Genomic DNA, 25,251 nt, shown 5'->3' on the forward strand with positions numbered 1-25,251 from the left:
CATGCGTGCCATCACGCGGTCAGCGCGCGGACGTACCAGCGCGAGGTGGACCCGGAAGGTGATCGGCCACGGCCGTTCGATCGAAGCGGCCGGAGATCGATGTGTTGCTTGCGCGGAGAGCACAAGCACCGAACCCGGCAGCCACTACCGAAGACCGCCCGTTACCCGGCGGGACCAGCATGACAACGCACACACCCTACCACCTGCGGCGTTTGCGGCCATGCAGCTTGATCAGGGCAGTTCTTCCACGCACACGGTGAAGTTGCGGTCCACGTACGGGTAGCCAAGTCCGGTGATGCAGTCGTCTGCGGTGGAGACGTCGTGGAGAACCTGGGTGACACGTTTCTTGTTCTGGGCGCGCCGGTCGTCGCAATCGACACGTACCGGGTCGCCGTCCCACTTGTCCGGTACGTCCATACAGCTGCCAACCACCCAGTCGATGTCCAGGCACAGTGCCTGGCTCTTGCGGCCGAATCCGCGTTTGGCGTAGTACGAAGAGTCGGCGTCGCGCGGGCACTCAGCATCGGTCGCGGTCTTGGCGAAGACTTTGAAATTCGACTTCGGGCTGCCGCATGGTTCCTTGACCAGCTTGGCCTGGTTATCGCCACCGCTGAGATTGACACAATCGCCCACAGCCAAGCCATCGGTGGCCGCTGCTGCCGAACACGCCGACAGCAGCGCCACACCGATAGTGAGGAAAGCGATGGACGCCGCGGCTGAATTGCCGGGGCGGCCCAATCGAGGGGAAACCAAAATCAGCGGCGCAGGCCCAGGCGCTCGATCAGCGAGCGGTAGCGCGCGACGTCAACCTTGGCGACGTACTTGAGCAGCCGGCGGCGACGGCCGACCAGCAGCAGCAGACCACGACGGCTGTGGTGGTCGTGCTTGTGGGTCTTGAGGTGCTCGGTTAGATCGACAATGCGCTTGGTCAGCATCGCGACCTGCGCCTCGGGGGAACCGGTGTCGGTCTCGTGCAGCCCGTACTGGGCGAGGATTTCCTTCTTCTGCTCAGTGGTCAATGACACGGCAGGCATCTCCATCCGCCCTTGCGGTTTTCGCGCAAGAGCTCATTTTTGGGGTTCGCGACAAAGATCTCCGGCGGGCCACCGCGAACTGCAGCTCACGCCGAGCAAGGAGTTTAGCGCCTGGTCAGCTGCGGGCCAAAATCGTGCGGGCCTTCTCGGCGTCCTTGCCCATCGCCACAACCAGGTCGTCGATGGCGTTGAACTTCTCCATGCTGCGGATCCGCGCCACAAAATCGACCGCCACATGCTGGCCGTACAAATCGGCCGTGGTGTCGAGAATGAAGGCCTCGACGGTGCGGGCCTTACCCGAGAACGTCGGGTTGCTCCCCACAGAGACCGCTGCCTGATAGCGCTCACCGGGCACGACGGTACCCATGGTCGGACCGTGTCCGAGCAGAGTGAACCAGGCCGCGTACACCCCGTCGGCGGGGATGGCCGAGAACATGGGGGGCGCCACATTGGCGGTCGGAAAGCCCAGCTCACGACCGCGACCGTCGCCGCGCACGACGACGCCCTCCACTCGGTGGGGACGCCCCAGCGCCTCGGTGGCCGCCACCATGTCGCCGGCGTCCACGCACGACCGGATATAGGTCGACGAGAACGTCACCGCGTGTTCGGTGACGAGGGTGACCGCGTCGACCTTGAAGCCGAAACGCTCGCCCGCCTTCTTAAGCATGTGAACGTTTCCGGCGGCCTTCTTGCCGAAGGTGAAATTCTCCCCGACCACCACCTCGGCGACGTGTAGACGCTCAACCAGCAGTTCGTGCACATAGCGCTCGGGAGAGAGCTTCATGAACTCGGGAGTGAAGGGCACCACCAAGAAGACGTCGACGCCCAGTTCCTCGGCGAGCTCAGCGCGCCGGGTCAAGGTGGTGAGCTGCGCCGGATGGGTTCCGGGGAACACGACTTCCATCGGGTGCGGATCGAACGTCATCACGACGCTCTTCAGATTCAGCTCACGTGCCGCCTTCACAGCGCGCCCGATGAGTTCGGCGTGACCTCGGTGTACACCGTCGAAAACACCGATCGTCAGTACGCACCGACCCCAGTCGGACGGGATTTCGTCTTGCCCGCGCCAGCGTTGCACGGCCTAAAGCCTACTTCGGAAGCTGTGAGACGGCCGACTTGGCTGTGGGTCGTCATTCCCTGACTAGGCTTACCTTCGTGAGCCCCACTCGATCCGACCGACCCGCCGGATCCGCCGACACCGATCTGACGACGGTCGCCCAGGATTACTTGAAGGTGATCTGGACCGCGCAGGAGTGGTCGCACGAAAAGGTCAGCACCAAAATGTTGGCCGAGCGCATGGGCGTGTCGGCGAGCACTGCCTCCGAATCCATTCGCAAGCTGGCCGATCAAGGCCTGGTGGATCACGAGAAGTACGGCGCGGTGACGTTGACCGAGCAGGGCCGTAAGGCTGCGGTGCTCATGGTGCGCAGACACCGGCTACTGGAGACCTATCTGGTCAACGAGCTCGGCTACGGCTGGGATGAGGTGCATGACGAGGCCGAGGTGCTCGAGCACGCGGTCTCCGATCTGCTGTTGGCCAAGATCGACGCCAAACTCGGTCACCCGCAGCGTGACCCGCACGGGGATCCGATTCCGGGTGCCGACGGACAGGTACCCACTCCCCCGGCCCGCCAGCTATCGGACTGCGCCAACGGCGATACCGGCGTGGTAGCCCGAATCTCCGATTCGGATCCAGAGATGCTGCGCTACTTCGACACGGTAGGCGTGGCACTGGATGCACGCGTCACGGTAGATGAACGGCGCGACTTCGCCGGCACCATCTCGGTATCGATCGACAGCGATAGCCCAGCCGCCGGCGAAAAGAAGCTGGAACTGGGAAACCCTGCAGCACAATCGATTTGGGTCGTACTCGACTGAAATGGCCGACCACTCGGCGTGTGCGTGCCTACTGTGCGTCGACTACGGCGACCGCGATCAGTACAACGACAGCGATCGCGACATCATCGGCAGCGTCACCAAATACGGTTGGAGCGCACTGGGAATCGGGCCCACATCGTCAGAAGAGGGCCCACCGTTCGCGTACACCGTCGGGCTGTGGCACACCATGCGGTTACCGGAGTTGGCGATCTACGGGGTCAATGACGTCACGATGATGCAGCGCGCACTCAATGCCGTGGCCAAGCAGGCACAAGAAGGGCGGGTGTTGCAGGTCGGCGAGACCTTCGCCGATGTGCTCGCGCTACCCGACGTGGACGACTACCGCGTCAAACTCTCCCCCATCGACCCCAGCTGGTACGACAACGAGTTCGGTTTCGGACTGTGGTTCAACCGCACCAACCATGTGCGGTATCTGCAGATCCTGTGGCCCGACGGCGCGGGGTGTTTTCCCGGGAACCCCGAGCTCGATCCGCATTTCGACGATCGGCAGCCCCTCATGTGGATGCCGCGGGAGCTGCATCCGCCCAGCAGGTGGATCCGCGGTTAGAGCTGGGGTTTTCGGAGGTTCTCAACTTCCGCAAAAAAGACGGAACCGGATCCTCACTAGGCGCGTCGGATGTATGTAAGAGCGCATAGACCCCAGGGAAGGGCGAGGTAATGACGTCAGCCGGTGACGTACCGCTGCAGGTGGTAATCGATGAAGTCAGCGCGCTGGGCAAGTTCGCCTCCGACCTCGCGGACCAAATGAGGGCAGGATCAACGGCGCTGGATCGCGAGGTCCAGTCGTTGTTCAGCGTCTGGAAGGGCAGCGCCGCGGATGCCTATCGGTCCGGCTGGGACGAAATGCAGGACGGTGCAACGAAAGTATGGGATACGCTCGCTAACATCGCCTCCACATTGGACTCCAACGTGGCCGCATTCCAGGCTCAAGAGGCTTCGACGGCATCATCCATCAACTCGACCCAGGCGGGCTGACGCTGTGGCCACTCACGTGGAATCTGAGTTCTCCTTTGATCTCGACCACATCGAGCAGGTCACTTCGCGCGCCCGGGGTTTCAAGGAATTTGTCACCGAGAACCTTGATCAGCTGGAGTCGCGTGTGCAGAAGCTGGTGCAGAGCGGGCAGTGGACTGGTGCCGCTGCCGCCGCATACGCCGAGGCACACAAAGAGTGGGCCGAGGCGGCGCGCGAACTCGTTGAGGGACTGAACCAGATGGAACAGGCCGCGCGAACCGCTCATGGCGCGTACTCGGAGGCACAGGAAGCCAATCTCCGAATGACGAGGGGTTGACGTGCCTGTTGTCGTCGAATCAGCGGCGTATTACGCGGCCGCGAATACTTGCTACAAGCTGTCGGTTGATATCCAGGCTGCGTTCAAACCTCTTTCACGTGTACTCACCTTGGAAACCAGTGGTATGGCGGGCGGTTACCAAGCAGTCAAGACATGGTCTTCGGGCTATGACGATCGTGCCGCGGCTCTCACAACCGCGACCACCGAATATGCACGAGCGCTGCAACGCCTGGGAGATGTTCTCATCGCAGCGGGATACAACTGGGCCATCGCCGATTGGCGCGCAAACCGCGATCCCAACAAGGGAACGGGCCCGGCTTGTCCTCGTACGATTCCCTCCGAATTGCCTTATGGGGCAGACGTTGTTGTCGGCGTGGCATCATCAAGACACAACGGACCCGGCCTAGAGACAGACGTACCCGACCTATACCGGAAAGTTATCGCACAGGTGGCGGGCGGAGAGATCCCGGACGGCGACACGGACAAGCTCGATCATGCGGCCAAGGCGTGGAAGGCATTCGCAGACAACGATGCCATTTCCAGAGGTGAGTCGGATCTCAGGCTATCGGCCACCGCATTGGGGAATTTTCATGCGCCCGACATTCCAAACCTCAGCGATCATCTCACGACACTCTCGACAAGTGCGGGCAGAATCAAGCTAGCCGCAAGCGATCTCGCCACCTCAACGACCGCCCATTACGCGGCAGTCACCCAGTTGCGCTCGGATGAGCAGTTCGCGATCGCCAGCACTCTCGGTGTCGGGATAGCGGCTATCGCCGCAATGGCCGTCATCACTCGCGGGCGTGCCGTCGCGGGAGGTGGGGAGATCGCAGCCACAGCGGTGGACGCCTGCGCATCTGCCCTCGCGGCGTGCATCCGTCCATTCCTTGCAACGTTGAGCGGCATCACCTTTAGCGCCGGATCAGTCACCGCCGCGGGGCTCGGCGCGATCATCGGATTGTCGATCGCGACGATTACCGGCGAGACGACCGTCTACTCGAACTACAAGCCACCGGGTGATGCGTTCGACAAGGCAGGCTCAAAGGCGCCCGGCCAGCCGGGCACAGCAGAGGGCTTCGTGCCACCCAAAGCCGGTGACAGGTGGGTGCCAAACCCCAGCGCCAGAGGCAAGAATCGCTTCGGATGGGAGGACGCCGATGGGAACGTTTGGGTACCTACTGGACCGGGCTCGCCAGCTCGCCCTGGAGACGCACACGGCGGTCCGCACTGGGACGTGATCGACAAGAACGGCAAAAAGATCAAGGATGCCTACCCAGGAGGACACACACGATGAATGACGTGAACAATGTGATGCTCGAAGCCACGGGCGTTCAGTATCAGATGTCCTTCGACGAGGCCGCGTTCTTCGAATGGCTTAACAAGATACCCAGTGTCGATTCTTACCAAGGGCAGCGATTTACGTTGTACATCAAGGTAATCGTCGACACCTTGGATGAGGAGGCATTACACGAGCTTGCAGCGCTATACCGCCGGTACCGCATCGACCCAAGAGAGCTGCGTGTTCTAAACACGGGGCGACTTGGCGATTGGTTCAGTAGCCCTGAACGCTGGTGGTACAACGAAGTGTTTGGCACCGACTCAACTGTGAAAGACGGTCCTCGCCTGGGTGAAAAACACGAATTTTCGGACAACACTAACCACGAGTGGGCAGCAGGAAACGCGGGTACTCATGCAAACATGTGGCCACCAGTCGAAATATCGGAATTTATGAAGGAGGACAATGCTGTCCTCAAAGCTACGGGCGTCCGCTACTACTCCGAACTCGATGAAGCCGCATTCTTCGAATGGCTGGATAAGAACCCTCAAGTCGACTGCTACCGGGGCCGAGGCGACACTCTCTACATCAGCGTGAACGTCAATATCGGCGACGAATCGGAGTTGTCCGAGTTTCCCGCACTGTACGAGCGATACAACATCGACATGACAGAACTGCGAGTTCTGAACTCGGGCAACTTCGGACCTTGGTTCAGCGACCCGAAATGGTGGTGGCATAAGCCCATCTTCGGGTGATCTCTACAGATTCGCAGGCCGCAGCACAACAACCGATGTGGTGCGAGAACCCTTGTCCGCCAGGAGCGCGATGACATGATCCTCGGCATCGACCGCGGCGTAGGTGCCCTCGATCCCCGCCGGAGATAGCGGTCGGCCGTTACGCACCGCGTCGACCTCTGCGGCATCAAGGTCGCGCCGGGGAAATCCCTCGCGACATGCGGTGTCCAGGTCGAGCGACAATGTCGCGTCCTCGGCCAGCTCCTCGAGCGTGCGGGCTCGATCCAGCCCGAAATCACCAACTCTGGTGCGCCGCAGTGCCGTCAGGTGCCCGCCCACACCGAGCGCGGCCCCCGCATCCCGGGCGAGCGCACGAATGTAGGTCCCCGAGCTGCAGTCGACTTCCACGTCCACATCGACCAGATCCTCGCCCGAGCCTCGCACCGCCAACACGTCGAAGCGGGAGATACGCACCGGACGCGCGGCCAGCTCGACCGACTGCCCCTCACGCGCCAGCTTGTACGCGCGCTGTCCGTCAACCTTGATCGCGCTCACCGACGACGGCACCTGATCGATATCGCCGCGGAGCCTTGCGACAGCTGCCTGGATATCCGCGTCAGTCAGATGTGATGCCGAAACTGCCTGCAATACCTCACCTTCGGCATCATCAGTACTTGTGCTCTGACCGAATCGGATGGTCGCCGCGTACGACTTGGTCGTCAACGTCAGTAGTCCCATGATCTTGGTGGCCCGCTCGATCCCGATGACCAGCACCCCGGTGGCCATCGGGTCAAGGGTCCCGGCATGCCCTACCTTGCGGGTGGAAAACATTCTGCGGCAGCGCGATACCACGTCGTGGCTTGTCATCCCGGCTGGCTTGTCGACGATCACCAGGCCGGCGCGGCTCAGCGGATCGGTCACGGCACCACGATCGCGGTCAGAATCAGGCCTTTATCGATGATCCACCGCCCATCGAAGGTCGACAGTACGCTGCCATCGCTGGCCTTGCCGTCTATCAGGATGTGCGAGGTGAACGTTCCATCCGGGTCAAGCGTTATGTGAGCATCCTCGAAACCCAGCCAGCGGCTGGTCAGCGGGAACCAGGCCTTATACGTAGTCTCCTTGGCGCAGAACAGCAGCCGGTCCCAATGCGTGCCGGTCGGCAACGCAGCCAGCGCGTCCCTTTCCTCGGGCAGCGCGATCGACTTGAGCACACCATTGGGCAGCACGTCGTGCGGCTCGGCGTCTATACCCACTGACCGCACCTCACCCGTGCGCCCCACAACCGCGCCACGAAAACCCTCGGTGTGCGTCATGCTGCCCACAACCCCGCTGGGCCATAGCGGTTGCCCCTTGTCCCCCTTGAGAATCGGCACCTCGGGAACACCCAGCACAGACAGCGCCTGCCGCGCGCAGTAGCGCACGGTGATGAATTCGTTGCGCCGCTTGGCCACCGACTTGGCGATCAGCGGTTCCTCCTCGGGCAGCGGTACCAGACCGGGAGGATCGTCATACAACTCAGCCGACGACAGCGCATCGGGAACCACCGAGGCGATCAACTCATCAGTCACTGGCACGCTCCTTGGCAAGTCGCTCACGGAATCGTTTGGCCGCCACTCTCATCTGCTCGGTGATCTCGAAGTGACCGCCGAACTCATTGAGGTAGCCGGGCGGATAGTGCGGGGCGGGCAGGATCTGCCGAAGCCACGAATACGGTCTGCGCTGAGCCCATTCCCGCGGATAACCAACCGATACCTCTTCGAACCGGACATCGTCATACCAGGTGGTGCGGGGAATGTGCAGATGTCCGTACACCGAGCACACCGCGTTATAGCGGGTGTGCCAATCCGCTGTTTCGGTGGTTCCACACCACAACGAAAACTCCGGATAGAACAACGCGTCACAGGGTTCACGTACCAGCGGAAAATGGTTCACCAGAACCGTCGGCGTCATCCAGTCGAGATCCTCCAGCCGCTTACGGGTGTACCGCAACCGGTCTCGGCACCATGCATCGCGTGTCGCGAAAGGCTCACTGGAGAGCAAGAATTCATCGGTGGCCACCACATTGCGATCGCGGGCGATCTTGAGCCCCTCGGCCTTGGTGTTGGCCCCCTCCGGCAGAAATGTGTAGTCGTACAACACAAACATCGGCACGATGGTCGCGGGGCCACCCTGCTCCACCCATACCGGATACGGATGCTCCGGGGTGATCACACCCATTTCATCGCACATGTTGACCAGATAGTCGTACCGGGACTGCCCGAAGATCTGCATCGGGTCGCGCGCCGTTGTCCACAGTTCGTGGTTGCCGGGCACCCAGATCACCTTGCTGAACCTGCGCCGCAACAGATCCAGCGCAGCCCGGATGTCATCGCTGCGCTCGGCCACGTCCCCGGCGACGATCAACCAGTCCTCGGGTGAAGCCGGATGCAGTTCCTCGAGAACCGACTTGTTGGCCGACTGCCCCACATGCAGGTCACTGATGGCCCAGAGTCTGGGCTCGCGTTCCTGCGTCATCCGGCCAATGTACCTACAGGTTTATCTTGCAGCTCTGCCCCACGTCGAGAACGCGCAGCGCGCGTCCGCTTCCGACCCAGAACGCGCAGGACAACGCCAGGTCCGTCAGCAGCCCGTCGTCGAAGTGCTCGCGCGCCCGCTCCCAGAATTCGTCGTCCTCGCGCAGGCCGACGTGGTCGGTGGCGAAGCGGTGCGCGAATTCTGCGGCCGTTCGCTCCGCCTCGCTGTACTGCGGCGAGGTGCGCCACTGCTCGGCTTCGGCGTAGAAATCCCCGTCTAGCTCGCCGCTCTGAACGAAACGGGTGTTCTGACACACCGAGCACTCATTCGCAAAGGCCACCGCCATACGGGCAAGCTCGCGCACCCCGAGCGGAAGCCGGCTGCGGTTGTACACCGCATCGGAAAACCCGGCGAAACCGGGCGCCATCTCGGGTGCGCCCATCAGCCAGCCGGCCACATCATCGTCCGCATAATTCCCAATTCGTGCCATGGCGTCACGATACGCCCGCACTAGAACGTGTTCTAGTGTTTTCGATGTTCCGTAGGAGACGACGAGGCGCACCGCTAGACTTCGGCGCACCGCGGCCGACCAGATTGAGGTGACTTCGCATGGCCCCACGGGCAGCCCTTGTCCGCGCCGGATTCTGCGTCGCCCTGGTGGCGCTGGCGCTGAGCATCGTTGTCGTCTGGCGCACCGCCCCCACTGAGCACACCGCGCGCACACCGGTTCAGCTCAGGTTCTCCACCGCGCCCATGAACACCGGTGCCACCACCACCATCAAGTGGCCGGTCGTCCCGGTCACCGATCCGCGCCCCTTCGACCCCTGCTTCGATATCCCCAATTCGGTGATCGCCGCGGCGGGCCTCGACCAGACTCCGCCCGCACCTGAAGAAGGACTGCGCTGCCGTTACGACTCGCGCAACAACTATCAGCTGGCGGTCGAAGCGATCGTCTGGCGCACCTATGAAGACTCGTTGCCCGCCGACGGCGTGGAAACGACCATCGCCGGTCACCGCGCCGCCGAGTACAACATCATGAAGCCAACCGACTGGAACAATCAGTGGTGGGTATCGTGCATGATCACGTTCAAGACGAGTTACGGCGTGGTTCAACAGTCGCTGTACTACGCGTCGCAGAAGTACTCTCCCGACGGCCCCGGCTGTCTCGTGGAAAACCGGCGCATGGCAAATATTCTCGTGCCCGCCTACAAGTTCTGAGACCGCCTCAGCCTCGCGCCGCGACGCGGGCCAACACCTCGGGCCTGCGTAACGGAGGCACCGTCTTGGGCGGTTGACGCCGCGCCGGCAACGACTCCAGCAGCCGTAGCGTCGTGGCGGTCACCTCAGCCACCGCTAGCTCGAATGCCTCCCGATTGGCATCGGAGGTCTTCTGGATTCCGCTGACCTTGCGCACGTATTGCCGCGCCGCAGCCTCGATCTCCTGATCCGTTGCCGCAGGTTCAAGCCCGCGCAGCTCGGTGATGTTCCTGCACATACCTATGACAGTAGAAAGACATTCCGGAAGACGCCATGCCCCACCCACCGGTTAGTTCCTGTGCGCGTGTATACGTAAGTCATGCCAGTGACGTCATCGGAGCCGTCTAACGTGCTACGCGAGCGTATCGCCGCCGCCGCGCACGAGGTGCTCGCCAAACATCCCCCAGCCACCACGCCCGTCACCGAACTGCTGGGCGCCGTCTACGACGCGGGCCTGGCCTGGGTACATTTCCCGGTCGGCCTCGGTGGCCTGGACGCTCCCCCGGCGCTGCAAGCCGTCTCCGACACCATTTTGCGCGCTGCAGGCATGCCAGATCCCTTGTTTGTCAATGTCATTGGCTACGGCATGGCGGCGCCCACGGTACTTGCCCACGGTCAGCCGGAACTTACCCAGCGGATCTTGCGACCGCTGTTCACCGGCGAAGAACTGTGGTGTCAGCTGTTCAGTGAACCGGGCGCCGGGTCGGATCTGGCAGGTCTGGCCACCCGCGCGGTCCGCGACGGCGACGATTGGGTGATCAACGGCCAGAAGGTGTGGACCTCGGGCGCCCATCAGGCCCGCTGGGCACTGCTGGTGGCCCGCAGCAATCCGGATGTGGCCAAGCATCGCGGGCTGACCTACTTTGTGGCGGACATGACCGATCCCGGTGTCGAGGTCCGTCCGCTGCGCCAGATGACCGGCGACGCCGAATTCAACGAGGTGTACCTCAGCGACGTTCGCATCCCCGACGCGCACCGCCTGGGTAATGAAGGCGATGGCTGGCGGGTGTCGATGACCACGTTGATGAACGAGCGCAGCGCCCTGGGTGGCGCGTTTGACCATGGCCGCGGCGGCGGTTCAATCGGCAACGCCCTGAACCTGTGGAAGCAGCGACCCGATCTGCACACCCCGGAGCTGCGGGCCAAACTCACCAACCTCTTTGTGCGCTCGGAAGGTAACCGCTACGGCACGCAGATGCGGATCGCCGCGCAGGGCGACGCCCCCATGGGTCCGGAGGGATCGATCGGCAAGCTGATGGGCGCCGAACTCAATCAGCAGATCTACGACTTCTGCGTGGAACTGCTAGGCATCGAGGCCACCTTGTACGCCTCCTACGACATGCGGCGCGTCGTCGAGGATGACCGGCGCGCCGACACCATGTGGGCCTTCCTCCGCTCCAAGGCCAACACCATCGAAGGCGGTACCTCCGACGTGATGCGCAACATCATCGGGGAACGCGTTCTCGGATTACCCGGCGATATCCGGGTCGATACCGACAAAGCCTGGAAGGACGTGCCCCGCGGATGAGTGCCAACGACGACAATCAAATCCGGGTGAGTGAGTTCGAGTTCACCGAAGAACACCGCGACCTGCGTTCGCTGGTACGCAGCTGGTGCGACCAGGTCTGGACGCCCGAACACGTCCGCCACGTCGCCGATGCCGGGACTATCGATCTGAACGCTTGGCGCGCATTCGGTTCGGAGCTGGGCGTGGTTGGCTTGAGCCTGCCCGAAAAACATGGCGGTGGCGGGCTGGGTGTCATCGAATTGTCCATCGTGGCAGAGGAACTGGGTCGCGCGCTGGCGTGCCTGCCGTGGATATCCAGTGCTGCCCTGGGCGCCACCGCCCTGGTATCCAGTGGCGACGACGACGCCCTGGCCGAGTGGGTGCCCGCGCTGGCCGCCGGCGAAAAGACCATCACGCTGGCCGGCGGGCGCACCCGACTGGCCGACGCCATCACCGTCTCCGCCGAACCCGACGCCGACGGCTGGAAGCTCACCGGTGACACCGAGCACGTGCCCGACGGTGCTACCGCCGACGTGATCCTGGTGCTCGCCGATACCGATTCCGGGCCAACCCTTTTCGCGGTCGACGGCAACGCACCCGGAGTCGACCGGCACTCGTTGGCGACCCTGGATCTAACCCGGGGACAGGCCAACATCCATTTCAACTCCACCCCTGCACGCTTGATCGGCGAGCAGGGACGCGGCGGCGAGGCAGCGGCCAAGGCGCTCGATGTGGCAGCCACCGTGCTGGCGGCCGAGCAGGCCGGCCTCGCCACCCATATGCTGGACGTGACAACCGAATACGCCAAGTCCCGGGTTCAGTTCGGGCGGATCATCGGTTCGTTCCAGGCCGTCAAGCACCGGCTTGCCGATATGGCGGCTGCGACCGGAAACGTACGCGGTGCCGCCTACCACGCGGCCTGGTCACATGACGATCCAAGCCTCGACGACCCGGCGCTGGCCACCAGCATCGCCCAGCACGTGGCATCGGCGGGTGCGGTAGAGGTAACCGCCAAGGCCATCCAGAGCCACGGCGGCATCGGTTTCACCTGGGAGCACCCGGCCCATCTGTATTACAAGCGCGCCGTGAGCAATTCGGCCCTCTTTGGGGGGCGCGCCGTCCACGCCGAACGTATTGCCAAGGAGGTAATCGACGCATGACCGAACCGATTTTGTTGACCCAGACCGAAGACCGCATCTGCACCATCACCCTGAACAGGCCACAGGCACGCAACGCCCTGAGCACCGCACTCAGTGAGGAAATCGTCAAGGCTGTCACCGCGGCCGACGCCGACAACAACGTCGATGTGATGATTTTGACTGCGGCAGACCCGGTGTTCTGCGCCGGCGTGGACCTCAAGGAGCTGGGCAGCGGCGACCGCGCCGAGTCCCTGGACCCGTGGTGGCCGGAGCTGAACAAACCGGTCATCGGCGCCATCAACGGCGCAGCCGTGACCGGCGGCCTGGAGCTGGCGTTGGCCTGCGACATCCTCATCGCCTCGGAAAAGGCACGTTTCGCCGATACCCATGCACGCGTGGGCATCCTGCCCACCTGGGGACTGACCACACTGCTGCCGTTGTCGGTGGGACGCGGCCTGGCCCGGCGCATGAGCCTGACCGGCGACTACCTCTCGGCCGAGGATGCCCTGCGCGCAGGCCTGGTGACCGAAGTGGTGGCGCACGACGATCTACTTCCCGCCGCCAAGCGGCTGGCCGCGACCATCGCCGGTAACAACCAGCCCGCGGTCCGAGAATTGCTGGCGTCCTACCGCCGCATCGAGTCCGAGCTCATCGGCGACGGGCTCCAGGTCGCCCTCGACGATGCCCACCGTTGGATCGATCAGAACTCGATCGCCGAGGGTGTGGAGGCCCGCCGCGCCGCCATCATGGAACGCGGACGCACTCAGAACGCCTAGGCACGCTCGGTTCGATACAACGCAATGCGGCGGTCGGGCCGAATGTCGAACTCGCCCAAGAGTGTCCAACCGATCCTGTCGAGCGCTTTGCGCATCGGCGTGTTCGACGCCGACGGTTCGATCATCATCCGCCGGCAGGCGGGATCGGCTTGGTATATCGCCGTGGGCAGCAACCCTATCCACGCTGACACAACGCCGCGGCCCAATAGGCGGGTGTCCGCGGTTGCGACGTGCAGCCCGACGTCATGCGCATGGGCCGGATAGATCCCTGCGATCTCGTCACGGGCGGCCCGGTACAGCTCGATGTAGCCGACCTCGCTTCCGTCTACCGACAGAATGCAGGGCAGCGAATAGTCGCCGGCCAGACGGTAGGAGGAGTCTTCCTGCCATCGGGTCGGCGACCATGGCTGTTCCCACGTCTGCACCAAGTGTGGGCGCGCGAACCACTCACTGAGCATCTCCGGGTCCGAACCCAGCGGATCTACCCGGCGCAGCGCATAACGAGTGCCACCGAACGAGGGCATCGGCGGCGGCCCAGCCTCCACGACCTCGGCCGCCACATCGGTGTTCTCGCGAGTGATGCGGTAACCGGTGGGGCTGTTCATCGGCCAGGGGGCTCCGTTCAATTGATAGGCCTAACTTAGGTAGGCCTACATTCTACGAAGCACCCGCCGGTGTCGCCGTCACACCCCTACATCAGATGCGGCGTCTCCTTATGGATCTTGTGGTCGTGATGCACCGTGCCACCGACCACCGCGAATCCCAGGCCCGCGGTGACCAGTAATGCCATGGCCGCCACCATTCCCCAGCCGTGATGCCCGGAGGCCAACGCCGCCAGACCCAGCGCGGTGATCGTGACCGACATCAGCCCAAGGAAGTAGCCGGTCCATACGGCAAATCGATCAAGGTTCATTTCGAAACACCTCCTCACCCAGCGACACCAGAATACTCCGAAGTGATATGGATCACATAGCAGCTCGTCGCCGTTGGCAGATCAGGATTCGGTGCCGGGCACGGCCCAGCGCCCCGATAGCGCCCGCCAGCCCACCAACACCAGCCGCAGCACCAAGAAAAGCGTGAGCCCGGACCAGATCCCGGCAAGTCCCCAACCAAAGACCAGGGACAACCACACCAGCGGCAGGAACCCGCACAGCGCACTGATCATGGTGGCATTACGCATGAAGCGCGCATCCGCGGCTCCGAGCAGGACCCCATCCAGCGCGAACACCAGGCCCGAAATCGGCAGCTGGCACACCAGGAACCACCACGGCACCCGCATCTGGTGCAGCACGGCGACATCGGAGGTGAACAACCCCGGCAGTACCGGAATACCGAGGACCAACAGGACGGCCAGCAGCACCGCGAACCCCAGCGAGAAGACGGTCACTCTCGAGGCCACCGACTTGGCCTGCGGTACTTGCCCCGCCCCCAGCGCGGCACCTACCAAGGTCTGTGCCGCGATGGCAAGCGAATCGAGTACCAATGCAAGGAAACTCCACATCTGCAGAACCACCTGATGTGCGGCCAGCGCTGCCGCGCCAAACCGGGCGGCCACTGCGGCGGCACTGATGAAACAGGCTTGAAAAGCCAGACTGCGTACCAGCAGATCGCGCGCCAGCACCAGCTGCGCCCGCAGCACCGGCGGGTCCATCCGTAGCCGGGCGTGTTCGGCATTCAGCGCGCGCAGGAAGAGGAGGGCGGCCAGCCACTGCCCCACCAGGTTGGCTACCGCCGATCCGGCCAACTCCAGCCGCGGCGCCCCGAACAGCCCGTAGATCAGCACCGGACACAGGACGGCCGAAACGGCGAAGCCCGCGATGACATACCGCAATGGCCGGATCGTGTCCTGCACTCCGCGCATCCAGCCGTTGCCCGCCAGCGACACCAAGATGGCCGGTGCGGCAAAAATGGCGATACGCACCCACCGCAGACCCTGCTCGGCGACATCGGGCGCGGCCGCGATGGAACGCACCACCGGCCCGGCGACCATGTTCACCATGAGCACTAAGACGGCTCCAATGAGCAGGGCCAACCAGGTTGCCTGCACACCCTCATGAACCGCACCGGGACGATCGCCCGATCCGAAACGACGGGCCGCCCGGGCGGTGGTGCCGTAGGACAGAAAGGTCAGTTGCGTCCCGACCAGGGAAAGCACCAGCGCACCGACAGCCAATCCCGCCAGCGGCACCGCCCCGAGACGGCCCACCATGGCAATGTCGAACAGCAGATACAGCGGTTCGGCCGCCAGCACACCCAACGCGGGTACTGCCAGGGCGATGATTCGGCGAGCCAGGCCGGACAGTCCGGCCGTGCCAGTGGCGTCAGTCAAGGGCGCGAACCAGCGCCGCCACCACTTCATCGACCGGACCGGTCGCCGAGAACCCGGCCGCCAAGCGGTGCCCGCCGCCACCGAAGGTGGCTGCCACCGCAGACAAATCCACCGCAGACCGGGCGCGCATCGATACCGACCAATGCCGCGGCTCGATTTCCTTGAACACGACGGCGACCTCGGCCTCGGTGGTGGTCCGGACGATATCGACTATCGACTCTACCTCTTCGGTGCGCGCACGAGACCAAACATCGTGGGTGACAACGGCATACACCATTCCAGCGCCGCCGACAGCATGCGCGACGAGTTCGGCGGTGCCCAACACACGCGACAGAATCGGCAACCAGACGAAAGGATGCGAGTCCATGAACGTGCGGGTGATGTTCACGCCGTCGGCACCCAAGTCCAACAGCCGGGCCGCCAGCCGGTGCCCGCGGGGCGTGGCCCAGCGGAATGAACCGCTGTCGGTGACCAAGCCCGCGTACAGACAATGCGCCATCTCTGGAGTGATATCCACTCCCCAGGCGTCGAGCAGCTGGACCACCATCATGGTCGTCGAATCCGCCTCGATATCAACGTAGTTCGCCGTACCGAAGAGCTCATTGGACACGTGGTGGTCAATGACCAGCACCGGCGCGGACCCCTCGGCCAGCTCAGCGAGCTGACCAAGCCGGCGCATGCTGGGGCTGTCGACCGTGACCACTAGATCAGGATCTCTGCGCAGATCCTGCGGCCGCACCAACAGTTCGGCACCGGGCAATGTTCCCACCGACTCCGGGGGTGCCGCCGGCTCACCGAAGCTCACCTGGACATCGACGCCCTTGGCCACCAATGCCTGTCCGAGGGCAAGTCCGCTGCCGACGGTATCGGCGTCCGGATGAACATGGCAGATGATCACCACCCTGCTGGCCTTCGCCAGCAGGGCCACGGCACCATCCTCATCTACGCGTGCCCCCACGGCACCCGTCTCAATCGGGACGGCGCTCATCGTCCTCGTCGACTGCGGATTCTTCGGCCGGAGACGCCTTGTACGGATCGGAGTCACCCGCATGCACGGCTCCCTGCCGCACCTCGGCGAGCGCGGCGTCGGCCGCGCGCGTACGGTCCAGCAGCTCCTCCATGTGCCGGGCCGAATCAGCCATCGTGTCGAGCACGAAGGTCAGGGTAGGCGTAAACCGCACGCCTGTCCCAGCACCCACCTTGGTTCGAAGCACACCCTTTGCCTTGTCTAGCGCAGCCGCCGCGCCGGCGAAATCCGGCTCATCGGAGAGAGTCTGCCCCATCACGGTGTAGTACACGGTCGCATCGTGAAGATCGTTGGTCACCCGAGTATCGGTGACCGTGACCATCGTCAGCCTCGGATCCTTGATCTCGTACTCGATCGCCGAGGCGACGATGGCCCCGATCCGCTTCGCCAGCCTTCGTGCGCGAGCGGGATCTGCCACCTTAGACCCGCTCCTTCTCGCGCAGCTCGTACGCCTCGATGACGTCGCCTTCCTTGATGTCGTTGTACGTCAAGGTCAGACCGCACTCGTAACCGTCGCGCACCTCGACCACGTCATCCTTCTCACGCCGCAGCGACGAGATGGTGACCGTCTCGGCGACCACGATGTTGTCGCGCAGCAGGCGTGCCTTGGCGTTGCGGCGGATGATGCCCGAGGTGACCAGGCAGCCGGCGATGTTGCCGACCTTGGACGACCGGAACATCGCCCGGATCTCGGCGCGACCCAACTCGACCTCTTCGTAGACCGGCTTGAGCATGCCCTTGAGCGCGCTCTCGATCTCGTCGATGGCCTGGTAGATCACCGAGTAGTACCGGATGTCGACACCCTCGCGGTTGGCCAGCTCGGTGGCCTTGCCCTCGGCACGGACGTTGAAGCCGATGATGATGGCATCCGATGCCGACGCCAGGTTGACGTTGGTCTCGGTGACGCCACCGACACCACGGTCGATGACGCGCAGCTGCACCTCGTCGTCGATCGCGATGCCCAGCAGCGCTTCTTCCAGGGCTTCGACCGTACCGGCGTTGTCGCCCTTGAGGATCAGGTTCAGCTGGCTGGTTTCCTTCAGCGCGGCATCCAGATCGTCCAGGCTGATCCGCTTGCGGCTACGTGCGGCCAGCGCGTTGCGCTTACGCGCGCTGCGCCGGTCAGCGATCTGCCGGGCGATGCGGTCCTCGTCGACGACGAGCAGGTTGTCGCCCGCGCCGGGCACCGACGTGAAACCGATGACCTGGACGGGACGCGACGGCAATGCCTCTTCGACATCCTCGCCGTGCTCGTCCACCATGCGGCGCACGCGGCCGTACGCGTCGCCGGCGACGATCGAGTCGCCGACCCGCAGCGTGCCGCGCTGGATGAGCACAGTCGCCACCGGACCGCGACCGCGGTCCAGATGCGCCTCGATGGCAACACCCTGGGCTTCCATGTCCGGGTTGGCCCGCAGATCCAGCGCCGCGTCGGCGGTCAGCAGTACCGCCTCCTCCAGCGCCTGGATGTTGGTGCCGTTCTTCGCCGAGATGTCGACGAACATCGTCTCGCCACCGAAGTCCTCGGCCACCAGGTTGTACTCGGTGAGCTGAGCGCGGATCTTCTGCGGGTCGGCGCCTTCCTTGTCGATCTTGTTGACCGCGACCACGATCGGCACATCAGCCGCCTGGGCGTGGTTGATCGCTTCCACCGTCTGCGGCATGACGCCGTCGTCGGCAGCGACCACCAGGATCGCGATATCGGTGGCCTTCGCACCGCGGGCACGCATGGCGGTGAACGCCTCGTGACCGGGGGTGTCGATGAAGGTGATGAGCCGCTCGGCGCCCTCATGCTCGACGGCGACCTGGTACGCACCGATGTGCTGGGTGATGCCACCGGCCTCGCCCTCACGGACGTTGGCCTTACGGATGGTGTCCAACAGCCTGGTCTTACCGTGGTCGACGTGACCCATGACGGTCACCACCGGCGGACGTGTCCGCAGATCCTCTTCGCCGCCCTCGTCCTCGCCGTAGGTGAGGTCGAACGACTCCAGCAGCTCGCGGTCCTCGTCCTCGGGGCTGACGACCTGCACGACGTAGTTCATCTCGCCGCCCAGCAGCTCCAGGGTCTCGTCACCCACGGATTGGGTGGCGGTCACCATTTCGCCAAGGTTGAACAGCGCCTGCACCAGCGAGGCCGGGTTGGCGTCGATCTTCTCCGCGAAGTCGCTCAGCGACGCGCCGCGCGCAAGCCGGATGACCTCGCCGTTGCCGTGTGGCAACCGGACGCCACCGACGACAGGCGCCTGCATGTTCTCGTACTCGGCACGTTTCGCGCGCTTCGACTTGCGGCCACGCTTCGGGGCTCCGCCGGGACGACCGAACGCACCGGCCGCGCCACCGCGCTGACCGGGACGGCCACCGCCGCCACCACCACCGCCGGGACGGCCACGGAAACCGCCGCCCGCACCGGGGGGACCACCGGCGGGAGCGCCTGTACCGGTACCACCGCCACCACGGTAGTTACCGCCGCCACCACCACCGGGGCGACCGGCACCACCGGGACGGGGACCGCCACCAGGGCGCGGCCCACCACCGGGACGCGGCGGGCGCGGACCCATGGATCCGGGCGACGGACGCGGCGGCATGTTGCTCGGGGAGGCACCGCCGGGCCGGGGGGCGCCACCGGGACGCGGCGCCTGCGGACGCGGCGCGGGACGCTCAGTCGGCTGAGCCGAGGAGAACGGGTTGTTCCCGACGCGCGGCACCCGGGGGGCACCAGGCTTGGGGCCCGGTGTCGCACCCGGACGCGGACCCGGCGCCGGAGCGGGGGTCGGTGCGGGTGCAGGAGCCGGTGTGGGTGCGGGCGCTTCCGCTGCCGGCCGCGCCGCGGGGCTCGGCTTCGGGGCGGGAGCCGCCGGTGCGGCGGCGGGCGCGGCGGGAGCCTGCGGCGCGGGGGCCGCCTCGACAACCGGCTCCACAACCTTCTTCGGCGCCGGCTTCGGGGCGCCCGGCTTGGGACCGGCCTTCCTGGGGGCAGCTGCCGTCTCTGCGGCCGCGCCATTGGACGCCGCCGGAGCGGACTTGTCGCCGCCAAATGATTCACGAAGACGCCGCGCGACGGGGGCTTCCACCGTCGACGACGCGGACTTGACGAATTCGCCCTGATCGCTCAGTCGGGCGAGAACTTCTTTACTGGTCACACCGAGTTCTTTGGCTAACTCGTGTACCCGGGCCTTGCCTGCCACTGCTCTCCTGTCTGCGAGGCAGCGGCTTCAGGCGCCGTGCCTCGTGTTAGCTGTGATGGACGATCATCATCGACGCTTCACGGTGTGCTCATTGTTCGCTGTTGCCAATCTCTTGGTATTGCTCAACATGTCCGGATACCGCGGAGGTATCCGGGGTTCCAGTGATCCGGAGCGCTCGCGCGAAGGCTCGCCGCTTTACCGCCAGCTGGTAACACTGCGCTGACCGATGCAACCACGCACCTCGGCCGGGCAGTCTATGCCGAATGTCGACCACGAGGTGCCGATCATCCGCAGCAACCACACGAAGCAGATCTGCAGCCAGCTCTCGCCCCCGGCAGCCAACACATGTCCGTACCGGCTTAGCGGTTTGGGCAGGTGCAGACACCGAAGTCTCGCGCTGGATCACGGCTTAGTCTACCGTCCGCGACACCTTATTTATGAATCGCCCCACAGCCTCGAATAACAAGGCTGTATTCCGGTCACCGAACCCCGGTCACCACCAGCGCTACCAGCGCAATCAACGCCAGCACTTTGGCACACTCCACCGCTACATATGCCAGGTGGCCGCGGCTGCGCCCGGCGTATTCGGCGCCGCCGCGTATCGCGTCGGTCCGTTTGGCCATGGCCGGCCGCACAGCCAACAACTGGATAACCAGACAGACGCAGGCCGCGCCGGCCGCCACAATCTCCCGAACGGACGAGCCGCCCGCAATCATCAGCAGCACCATGGCCAACGCCACGCCGCACTCGACCGCGTTCAGCGCACGGAACACCAGGCGGCCGATCGCGAGCCCCAGCTGGATCGTCACACCCGGCGCCCGGAACTTCAGTGGCGCCTCGATAAACGAGATCGCCACCACCAGGCCGAGCCAAAACGCGGCCAGTGCGGCCAGCAGCACCTCGGCGCGCGTCATGCCACGGCCGACGCCAAGGGCCCGAACAGCTCGTGATTGATCTGCTCTTGGGGAATGCCCAGCGACACCAGATCCTCATTGATCGCCGACATGAATGGCCGGGGACCACAGACGAACACCGTGGATGCGGGGTGGATCGGCAGGCGGTCCAGGCTCATGCGCCCAATTCCATCAGCCGGGTGCTCCACATGTGCCCGTTCGTACCAGGTGTGCAGACGGCCCGCGGGCAGTCTGCCCACCAGGTCCGCCAGTTCGTGCCGGTACGCGTGTGCGGCAGCCGATTGATCCGCATGGAGCACCACGACTTCGCGCGGTGACTGGGTGGCGACGAGTTCTTGCAGCATTCCCATGATCGGCGTGCAGCCGATGCCCGCAGATACCAGCACCAGCGGATCGGCCGAATCATCGAGCGTGAACTCACCCATCGGCACCGAAACCCGCAACTGCTGCCCCTCGAATACGTTGTCGTAGATGAAGTTCGACACCTCTCCCGCCGGCGCAACACCACCGTTCAGCCTCTTGATGGCGATGCGCCAGTCCCCCCGCACCGCTCCGCGCGACAGACTGTATTGCCGGATCTGCCGGGCCCCATCCGGCAGGCTGACTTGCACCGATATGTACTGCCCCGGAAGAAAACTCGGCAACTCACCAGATACTCCGCGCAACTCGAATCCGGCCACATCGGCCGACTCCAATTGACGACGAATCACCTTGGCCTGCAGCCATACTTCACCGGGAGCCACCCCCGCGGCACGGTAGAGCGCCTTTTCCCGGGCGATCAATTCGTTGGCCATCAGCCAGTAGAACTCACTCCAGGCTTTTGCCACTTCAGCGGTCACCGCCTCGCCCAGCACCTCCGCGATCGCGGCGAACAGGTGCTCATACACAATCGGATACTGTTCGGCCACAATGCCCAACGACGCATGTTTGTGGGCGATCCTGTCAAGCACCGAATCATACTGAGAGCCATTGCCTTCCAAGACCATTCCGGCGAAGGCCGCAATGGACGCGGCGAGCGCTTTCGGCTGCTCCCCCGCCGCCTGATTGCCACGGTTGAATAGATCGCGAAGTAGCTCCGGATGCGCCGCGAACATCTTGGAGTAGAACAACGGCGTGATCTCGTCGATCGCACCCGCCACGGCGGGCAGCGTTTCACGGATGACTGCCAGCGACTCTGCTGATAGCACTTTGACTACTTCCTTTCCATTGTTGGACGGGCTATTTCGGCCACGGTCCACTGATCGAGGTGGGTGAAGAAGGCCTCTTGGGCGCAGCGGAGCGCATCCCGAAGGCGGCAATTCCGGCGCAGCGGGCACGGCGGATCTCCCTCGCAGTCGATGACCTCACCGCTGCGTTCCAGCTTGCGGGCCAGCGATCCGACACGGCGAGCGAGCCCGTCCTGGGTGATACACACACCCCCGTGGCGTCCGCGAGTGGATTCGATCGCTCCCATTTCCGAAAGCCGGGCAACGACTTTCGTGGCATGCGCGTAGGACACGTGCAGTTGGGAGGCGAGGTCGCCGGTGTGCAGCTGGGCGTTCGGCCCCTCAACGGCCAGGCGCATCATGATGCGCAGGCCAAGATCGGTGAATCGCGTCAACTGCACATAACTTGTATATGAGATGCAAGTTATGTGCCGATAGGGACTTTGGTCAGCACCTGCCTTTACTCGGCAGGGTCTGCGTCACTCCTGATGTCGATGCGCCATCCGGTCAGTCGGGCGGCAAGCCGGGCGTTCTGCCCTTCCTTGCCGATCGCCAACGACAGCTGGAAATCGGGGACAACCACGCGCGCGGCCTTACCTGCCTCGTCGATGACCGAGACAGATACCACCTTGGCGGGCGACAGCGCGTTCGCGACGAATCGGGCCGGGTCCGGGTCGTAATCGATGATGTCGATCTTCTCGCCGGACAGCTCGCTCATCACGTTGCGCACACGCTGGCCCATCGGGCCGATGCAGGCACCCTTGGCGTTGAGCCCGGAAACCTTCGACGCCACCGCGATCTTGGACCGATGTCCCGCCTCACGAGCCACCGCGACGATCTCCACCGAGCCGTCACTGATCTCCGGCACCTCCAGTGAGAACAGCTTGCGCACCAGATTCGGGTGGGTACGCGAGAGCGTGATCAACGGCTCGCGGGCACCCCGCGACACGCCAACGACGTAGCAGCGCAGCCGGTCTCCGTGGCGGTAGTCCTCCCCCGGCACCTGCTCGGCCGATGGGATGACTCCTTCTGAGCCCTTCGTCTCGCTGCCCATGCGGACCACGACGAGTCCACGTGCGTTGGCACGGGCGTCACGCTGGATCACGCCACCGACGATCTCGCCCTCACGCGTGGAGAACTCACCAAACTTGTGCTCGTTCTCCGCGTCGCGTACTCCCTGCTGGAACACCTGGCGCGCGGTAGTGGCCGCGATACGGCCGAATCCCTCAGGAGTGGCGTCCCATTCGGTGATGAGGTTGCCGTCCTGGTCGGTCTCACGTGCCATCACGCGGACCACGCCTGTCTTACGGTCGATTTCGATACGCGCGTTGGGCTCATGCCCGTCGGTATGGCGGTAGGCGGTCAGCAGTGCCGACTTGATGATGTCAATTGCCTCGTCGACCGTGATGCCTTTATCGGCAGCCATCAGGTTTACCGCTGCGGGATCGATATTCATGCGCCACCTCCATTTTCGGCTGCCCCAGCCAGATTGAGTTCCTGCGGGTTGGGCGTGGTGAACTCCACCTGCACGACTGCGCTCTCGATATCGGAGAACGCGAGATCGCGCACTGTCCAGCCGGTTCCCTTGACGGGTTTGCGCAGGACCACCTGCACCCCGTCGTCGTTTGTGATGCCGATGCGCCCGAGCAGATCCTCGCCATCGGTCAGCCGAATCTGGGCCAGTCTCAAGTGTGCCCGCCGGAAATGTGTCGATGTGGTCAGCGGCCTGTCGACACCCGGTGTGGTGATCTCAAGGTCATAGGCCGACCAACCGGTGTCTGCCTCGTCCAACAGCGCCGACGCGGTCCTGCTCAACGCGGCGACCGCATCCAGGTCCACCGGCGCATCCGAGTCGACAACCACGGTGATCCGCGACGGCTTGCCGTCCCCGGCACCGTGGACCACCACACTCTCGATGTCCACGCCGGAACGGGAAAACTCGGGAGCAAGCAGCTCACTCACCTCGTCGTCAGATGGCAGCTCCACCAACGAGTCACTCGGGTCAAGAGGATCCGGCATGACGTTTGTGGCTCCTCATCTTGAGTTGTCGGGCGTACGGCTTGCACACACTAGTCGGACTCTCGTCGTGACCAGCACTCCACCTTACGCCCGGCGAGGGCTGTCATGCGGCAACCGCGCGCACTGGCAGGATGGGCGGATGCCCAGAAGCCTGTCGCGCCGCGATCTGTTGATCGGCGGTGCCGCCCTCGGGGTCGCCGTCGTGGCTGTCGCGTGCCAGCAGACACCTGACGTCAAACCCGAGGTGGACGCGCTGCAGGCGCAGATCGACCTGGCGGTCCGGGACGCGGCCACCGCGACCGCGACTGCCGGCGCCAACGCCGAGTTGGCGCCCACCCTGAGCGCGATCGCCGGCATCCGGACCTCCCACGCCGCGGCGCTGACCCAGGAGCTGGGTCGCATCCCGGGCGCTGAGGCGACAACCCGGTCCACCTCCAGCGCCACCACCACCGCATCGGCCGCGCCGCCACCGGTCGACAAGCTCAAGACCCAGCTGAAAGACTCCGCACGCGCGGCGATGGATCTGGCAACCACACAAAGTGGGTACCGTGCCGGCCTGCTGGCCTCCATCAGTGCCGCATGCGCCTCCGCGGCCGAGGTGGATTTGCCATGACGACGACCGAGCCCACCCCACAGCCGGCCGCCTCTGCCGCGGACTCCGCGCTGGCCAACGCTCTGGCCAATGAGCACGCGGCCATCTACGCCTACGGCGTGGTGTCGGCGCATTCGATCCCGGACAACAACTGGCTGGTGACCGAATGCCTCATCGAACACCGGCAGTGCCGCGAGGAGTGCATCGCCAAGCTGCGCAGCCGCTCGGTCACCGCACCGGTGGCCGCCGCCGGTTATCAGGCGCCGTTCCCGGTCACCAGCCCTGCCGATGCCACCAAGCTGGCGTTGCGGGTCGAGGCCGACAGCGCGGCATGCTGGCGGGCAGTCGCCGAACAGGCGGACAGCGGTGACGATCGTGGATTCGCGGTGCGGATGCTCACCGAGAGCGCCATCCGTGCGGCGCGCTGGCGGGTCGCCGGCGACATCACACCGGCGAGCGTCGCGTTCCCCGGCGGAACCTAATCCTTTCGCCGCGACACGCCGTGTTCTGCGCGCGCTACTCGCAAAACAGAACAAAACACGGCGTG

The 25,251-nt window shown here is 64.5% G+C and carries 31 protein-coding genes and 1 pseudogene; 12 read left to right on the plus strand and 20 right to left on the minus strand.

Annotated features, from left to right (window positions below; genetic code table 11):
• Positions 1-231 precede the first annotated feature (231 nt).
• The 3 genes from lppU to ABG82_RS16540 form a co-directional block, all read right to left on the minus strand.
• Complete coding sequence (gene lppU, locus ABG82_RS16530) at positions 232-738, minus strand: LppU family putative lipoprotein (protein ID WP_078343260.1); 507 nt, start codon at positions 736-738, stop codon at positions 232-234.
• A 17-nt stretch (positions 739-755) separates the two neighbouring features.
• A complete protein-coding gene (gene rpsO / locus ABG82_RS16535) occupies positions 756-1,025 on the minus strand; it encodes a 30S ribosomal protein S15 (protein ID WP_005057119.1) in 270 nt (89 codons plus the stop codon).
• 124 nt (positions 1,026-1,149) lie between these two features.
• On the minus strand, positions 1,150-2,112 hold the full coding sequence (locus tag ABG82_RS16540; protein ID WP_043078045.1) for a bifunctional riboflavin kinase/FAD synthetase: 963 nt from the start codon (positions 2,110-2,112) through the stop codon (positions 1,150-1,152).
• Positions 2,113-2,189: 77 nt separating this feature from the next.
• Between ABG82_RS16540 and mntR the strand changes: the two genes are divergently transcribed.
• The 6 genes from mntR to ABG82_RS16570 all read left to right on the plus strand — a co-directional run bounded on the left by mntR (position 2,190) and on the right by ABG82_RS16570 (position 6,255).
• Entirely contained in the window at positions 2,190-2,912 is a 723-nt protein-coding gene (gene mntR, locus ABG82_RS16545) for a manganese-binding transcriptional regulator MntR (protein WP_043078046.1), read from the plus strand.
• Between the two features lies 1 nt (position 2,913).
• Positions 2,914-3,480 carry a DUF4262 domain-containing protein gene (locus tag ABG82_RS16550; RefSeq protein ID WP_043078047.1) on the plus strand — a complete coding sequence of 189 codons (567 nt, stop codon included), beginning with the start codon at positions 2,914-2,916 and terminating at the stop codon, positions 3,478-3,480.
• 110 nt (positions 3,481-3,590) lie between these two features.
• A complete protein-coding gene (locus ABG82_RS16555) occupies positions 3,591-3,908 on the plus strand; it encodes a WXG100 family type VII secretion target (RefSeq protein ID WP_043078048.1) in 318 nt (105 codons plus the stop codon).
• Positions 3,909-3,912: 4 nt separating this feature from the next.
• A complete protein-coding gene (locus ABG82_RS16560) occupies positions 3,913-4,224 on the plus strand; it encodes a WXG100 family type VII secretion target (RefSeq protein WP_078343261.1) in 312 nt (103 codons plus the stop codon).
• Between the two features lies 1 nt (position 4,225).
• Positions 4,226-5,518, plus strand: coding sequence for a polymorphic toxin type 37 domain-containing protein (locus ABG82_RS16565; RefSeq protein ID WP_043078049.1), 1,293 nt, complete (start codon positions 4,226-4,228; stop codon positions 5,516-5,518).
• Positions 5,515-6,255: a hypothetical protein gene (locus ABG82_RS16570; RefSeq protein ID WP_043078050.1), complete on the plus strand. Its 741-nt coding sequence runs from the start codon at positions 5,515-5,517 to the stop codon at positions 6,253-6,255. The genes ABG82_RS16565 and ABG82_RS16570 overlap by 4 nt, the downstream gene beginning before the upstream one ends.
• A 3-nt stretch (positions 6,256-6,258) precedes the next feature.
• Here ABG82_RS16570 and truB read toward each other — a convergent pair whose 3' ends face one another.
• Genes truB through ABG82_RS16590 form a run of 4 tightly spaced genes read right to left on the minus strand, consistent with a single transcriptional unit; the run spans position 6,259 to position 9,241 of the window.
• Positions 6,259-7,155 (minus strand): tRNA pseudouridine(55) synthase TruB, encoded by an 897-nt coding sequence (truB, locus tag ABG82_RS16575; RefSeq protein WP_078343262.1) that lies wholly within the window; start codon positions 7,153-7,155, stop codon positions 6,259-6,261.
• Positions 7,152-7,793 carry a 4'-phosphopantetheinyl transferase PptT gene (gene pptT, locus ABG82_RS16580; RefSeq protein ID WP_174544371.1) on the minus strand — a complete coding sequence of 214 codons (642 nt, stop codon included), beginning with the start codon at positions 7,791-7,793 and terminating at the stop codon, positions 7,152-7,154. Before pptT ends, truB begins: the two co-directional genes overlap by 4 nt.
• A 4-nt stretch (positions 7,794-7,797) precedes the next feature.
• A complete protein-coding gene (locus ABG82_RS16585; RefSeq protein WP_043078052.1) occupies positions 7,798-8,751 on the minus strand; it encodes a metallophosphoesterase family protein in 954 nt (317 codons plus the stop codon).
• Between the two features lie 13 nt (positions 8,752-8,764).
• Positions 8,765-9,241, minus strand: a complete 477-nt coding sequence (locus tag ABG82_RS16590; RefSeq protein WP_043078116.1) for a carboxymuconolactone decarboxylase family protein — start codon at positions 9,239-9,241, stop codon at positions 8,765-8,767.
• Between the two features lie 119 nt (positions 9,242-9,360).
• On the opposite strand from ABG82_RS16590, the gene ABG82_RS16595 reads away from it, so the two are divergent.
• Positions 9,361-9,969, plus strand: coding sequence for a DUF3558 domain-containing protein (locus tag ABG82_RS16595; RefSeq protein WP_043078053.1), 609 nt, complete (start codon positions 9,361-9,363; stop codon positions 9,967-9,969).
• A gap of 7 nt (positions 9,970-9,976) precedes the next feature.
• Here the strand turns inward: ABG82_RS16595 and ABG82_RS16600 are convergent, their stop codons facing one another.
• Positions 9,977-10,246, minus strand: coding sequence for a DUF2277 domain-containing protein (locus tag ABG82_RS16600; RefSeq protein ID WP_043078054.1), 270 nt, complete (start codon positions 10,244-10,246; stop codon positions 9,977-9,979).
• Between the two features lie 81 nt (positions 10,247-10,327).
• Between ABG82_RS16600 and ABG82_RS16605 the strand changes: the two genes are divergently transcribed.
• Genes ABG82_RS16605 through ABG82_RS16615 form a run of 3 tightly spaced genes read left to right on the plus strand, consistent with a single transcriptional unit; the run spans position 10,328 to position 13,430 of the window.
• The gene (locus tag ABG82_RS16605) at positions 10,328-11,536 is read left to right on the plus strand and encodes an acyl-CoA dehydrogenase family protein (RefSeq protein WP_078343264.1); all 1,209 of its coding nucleotides are present in this window, start codon (positions 10,328-10,330) and stop codon (positions 11,534-11,536) included.
• Entirely contained in the window at positions 11,533-12,675 is a 1,143-nt protein-coding gene (locus ABG82_RS16610) for an acyl-CoA dehydrogenase family protein (protein WP_043078055.1), read from the plus strand. Before ABG82_RS16605 ends, ABG82_RS16610 begins: the two co-directional genes overlap by 4 nt.
• Positions 12,672-13,430 (plus strand): enoyl-CoA hydratase, encoded by a 759-nt coding sequence (locus ABG82_RS16615; RefSeq protein ID WP_043078056.1) that lies wholly within the window; start codon positions 12,672-12,674, stop codon positions 13,428-13,430. Before ABG82_RS16610 ends, ABG82_RS16615 begins: the two co-directional genes overlap by 4 nt.
• Here the strand turns inward: ABG82_RS16615 and ABG82_RS16620 are convergent.
• The 12 genes and pseudogenes from ABG82_RS16620 to rimP form a co-directional block, all read right to left on the minus strand.
• Positions 13,427-14,035, minus strand: a complete 609-nt coding sequence (locus tag ABG82_RS16620) for a GNAT family N-acetyltransferase (protein WP_043078057.1) — start codon at positions 14,033-14,035, stop codon at positions 13,427-13,429. The genes ABG82_RS16615 and ABG82_RS16620 overlap by 4 nt on opposite strands.
• A gap of 86 nt (positions 14,036-14,121) precedes the next feature.
• A complete protein-coding gene (locus tag ABG82_RS16625; protein WP_043078058.1) occupies positions 14,122-14,343 on the minus strand; it encodes a membrane protein in 222 nt (73 codons plus the stop codon).
• Positions 14,344-14,424: 81 nt separating this feature from the next.
• Positions 14,425-15,789, minus strand: coding sequence for an MATE family efflux transporter (locus tag ABG82_RS16630; protein WP_174544332.1), 1,365 nt, complete (start codon positions 15,787-15,789; stop codon positions 14,425-14,427).
• Positions 15,752-16,747 carry a DHH family phosphoesterase gene (locus ABG82_RS16635; RefSeq protein ID WP_043078059.1) on the minus strand — a complete coding sequence of 332 codons (996 nt, stop codon included), beginning with the start codon at positions 16,745-16,747 and terminating at the stop codon, positions 15,752-15,754. Before ABG82_RS16635 ends, ABG82_RS16630 begins: the two co-directional genes overlap by 38 nt.
• Positions 16,728-17,204 (minus strand): 30S ribosome-binding factor RbfA, encoded by a 477-nt coding sequence (gene rbfA, locus ABG82_RS16640; protein ID WP_043078060.1) that lies wholly within the window; start codon positions 17,202-17,204, stop codon positions 16,728-16,730. Before rbfA ends, ABG82_RS16635 begins: the two co-directional genes overlap by 20 nt.
• A 1-nt stretch (position 17,205) precedes the next feature.
• Complete coding sequence (infB, locus tag ABG82_RS16645) at positions 17,206-19,974, minus strand: translation initiation factor IF-2 (RefSeq protein ID WP_043078061.1); 2,769 nt, start codon at positions 19,972-19,974, stop codon at positions 17,206-17,208.
• Positions 19,975-20,185: 211 nt separating this feature from the next.
• Positions 20,186-20,380, minus strand: a pseudogene (locus tag ABG82_RS29250) (YlxR family protein); the annotation flags it as partial.
• Between the two features lie 73 nt (positions 20,381-20,453).
• Positions 20,454-20,888, minus strand: a complete 435-nt coding sequence (locus tag ABG82_RS16655; protein WP_043078062.1) for a hypothetical protein — start codon at positions 20,886-20,888, stop codon at positions 20,454-20,456.
• Entirely contained in the window at positions 20,885-22,075 is a 1,191-nt protein-coding gene (locus ABG82_RS16660; RefSeq protein WP_043078063.1) for a globin domain-containing protein, read from the minus strand. The genes ABG82_RS16655 and ABG82_RS16660 overlap by 4 nt, the downstream gene beginning before the upstream one ends.
• Before the next feature lie 5 nt (positions 22,076-22,080).
• Positions 22,081-22,494 carry an RrF2 family transcriptional regulator gene (locus ABG82_RS16665; RefSeq protein ID WP_043078064.1) on the minus strand — a complete coding sequence of 138 codons (414 nt, stop codon included), beginning with the start codon at positions 22,492-22,494 and terminating at the stop codon, positions 22,081-22,083.
• Between the two features lie 59 nt (positions 22,495-22,553).
• A complete protein-coding gene (gene nusA, locus ABG82_RS16670; RefSeq protein ID WP_043078065.1) occupies positions 22,554-23,549 on the minus strand; it encodes a transcription termination factor NusA in 996 nt (331 codons plus the stop codon).
• Positions 23,546-24,112 carry a ribosome maturation factor RimP gene (gene rimP / locus ABG82_RS16675; RefSeq protein WP_043078066.1) on the minus strand — a complete coding sequence of 189 codons (567 nt, stop codon included), beginning with the start codon at positions 24,110-24,112 and terminating at the stop codon, positions 23,546-23,548. Before rimP ends, nusA begins: the two co-directional genes overlap by 4 nt.
• A 139-nt stretch (positions 24,113-24,251) precedes the next feature.
• Between rimP and ABG82_RS16680 the strand changes: the two genes are divergently transcribed.
• Positions 24,252-24,725 carry a hypothetical protein gene (locus tag ABG82_RS16680; RefSeq protein WP_043078067.1) on the plus strand — a complete coding sequence of 158 codons (474 nt, stop codon included), beginning with the start codon at positions 24,252-24,254 and terminating at the stop codon, positions 24,723-24,725.
• Complete coding sequence (locus ABG82_RS16685; RefSeq protein WP_043078068.1) at positions 24,722-25,186, plus strand: ferritin-like domain-containing protein; 465 nt, start codon at positions 24,722-24,724, stop codon at positions 25,184-25,186. Before ABG82_RS16680 ends, ABG82_RS16685 begins: the two co-directional genes overlap by 4 nt.
• Positions 25,187-25,251 lie beyond the last annotated feature (65 nt).

The organism is Mycobacteroides immunogenum, assembly GCF_001605725.1.
In the GTDB taxonomy this organism is placed as follows: Bacteria; Actinomycetota; Actinomycetes; order Mycobacteriales; family Mycobacteriaceae; genus Mycobacterium; species Mycobacterium immunogenum.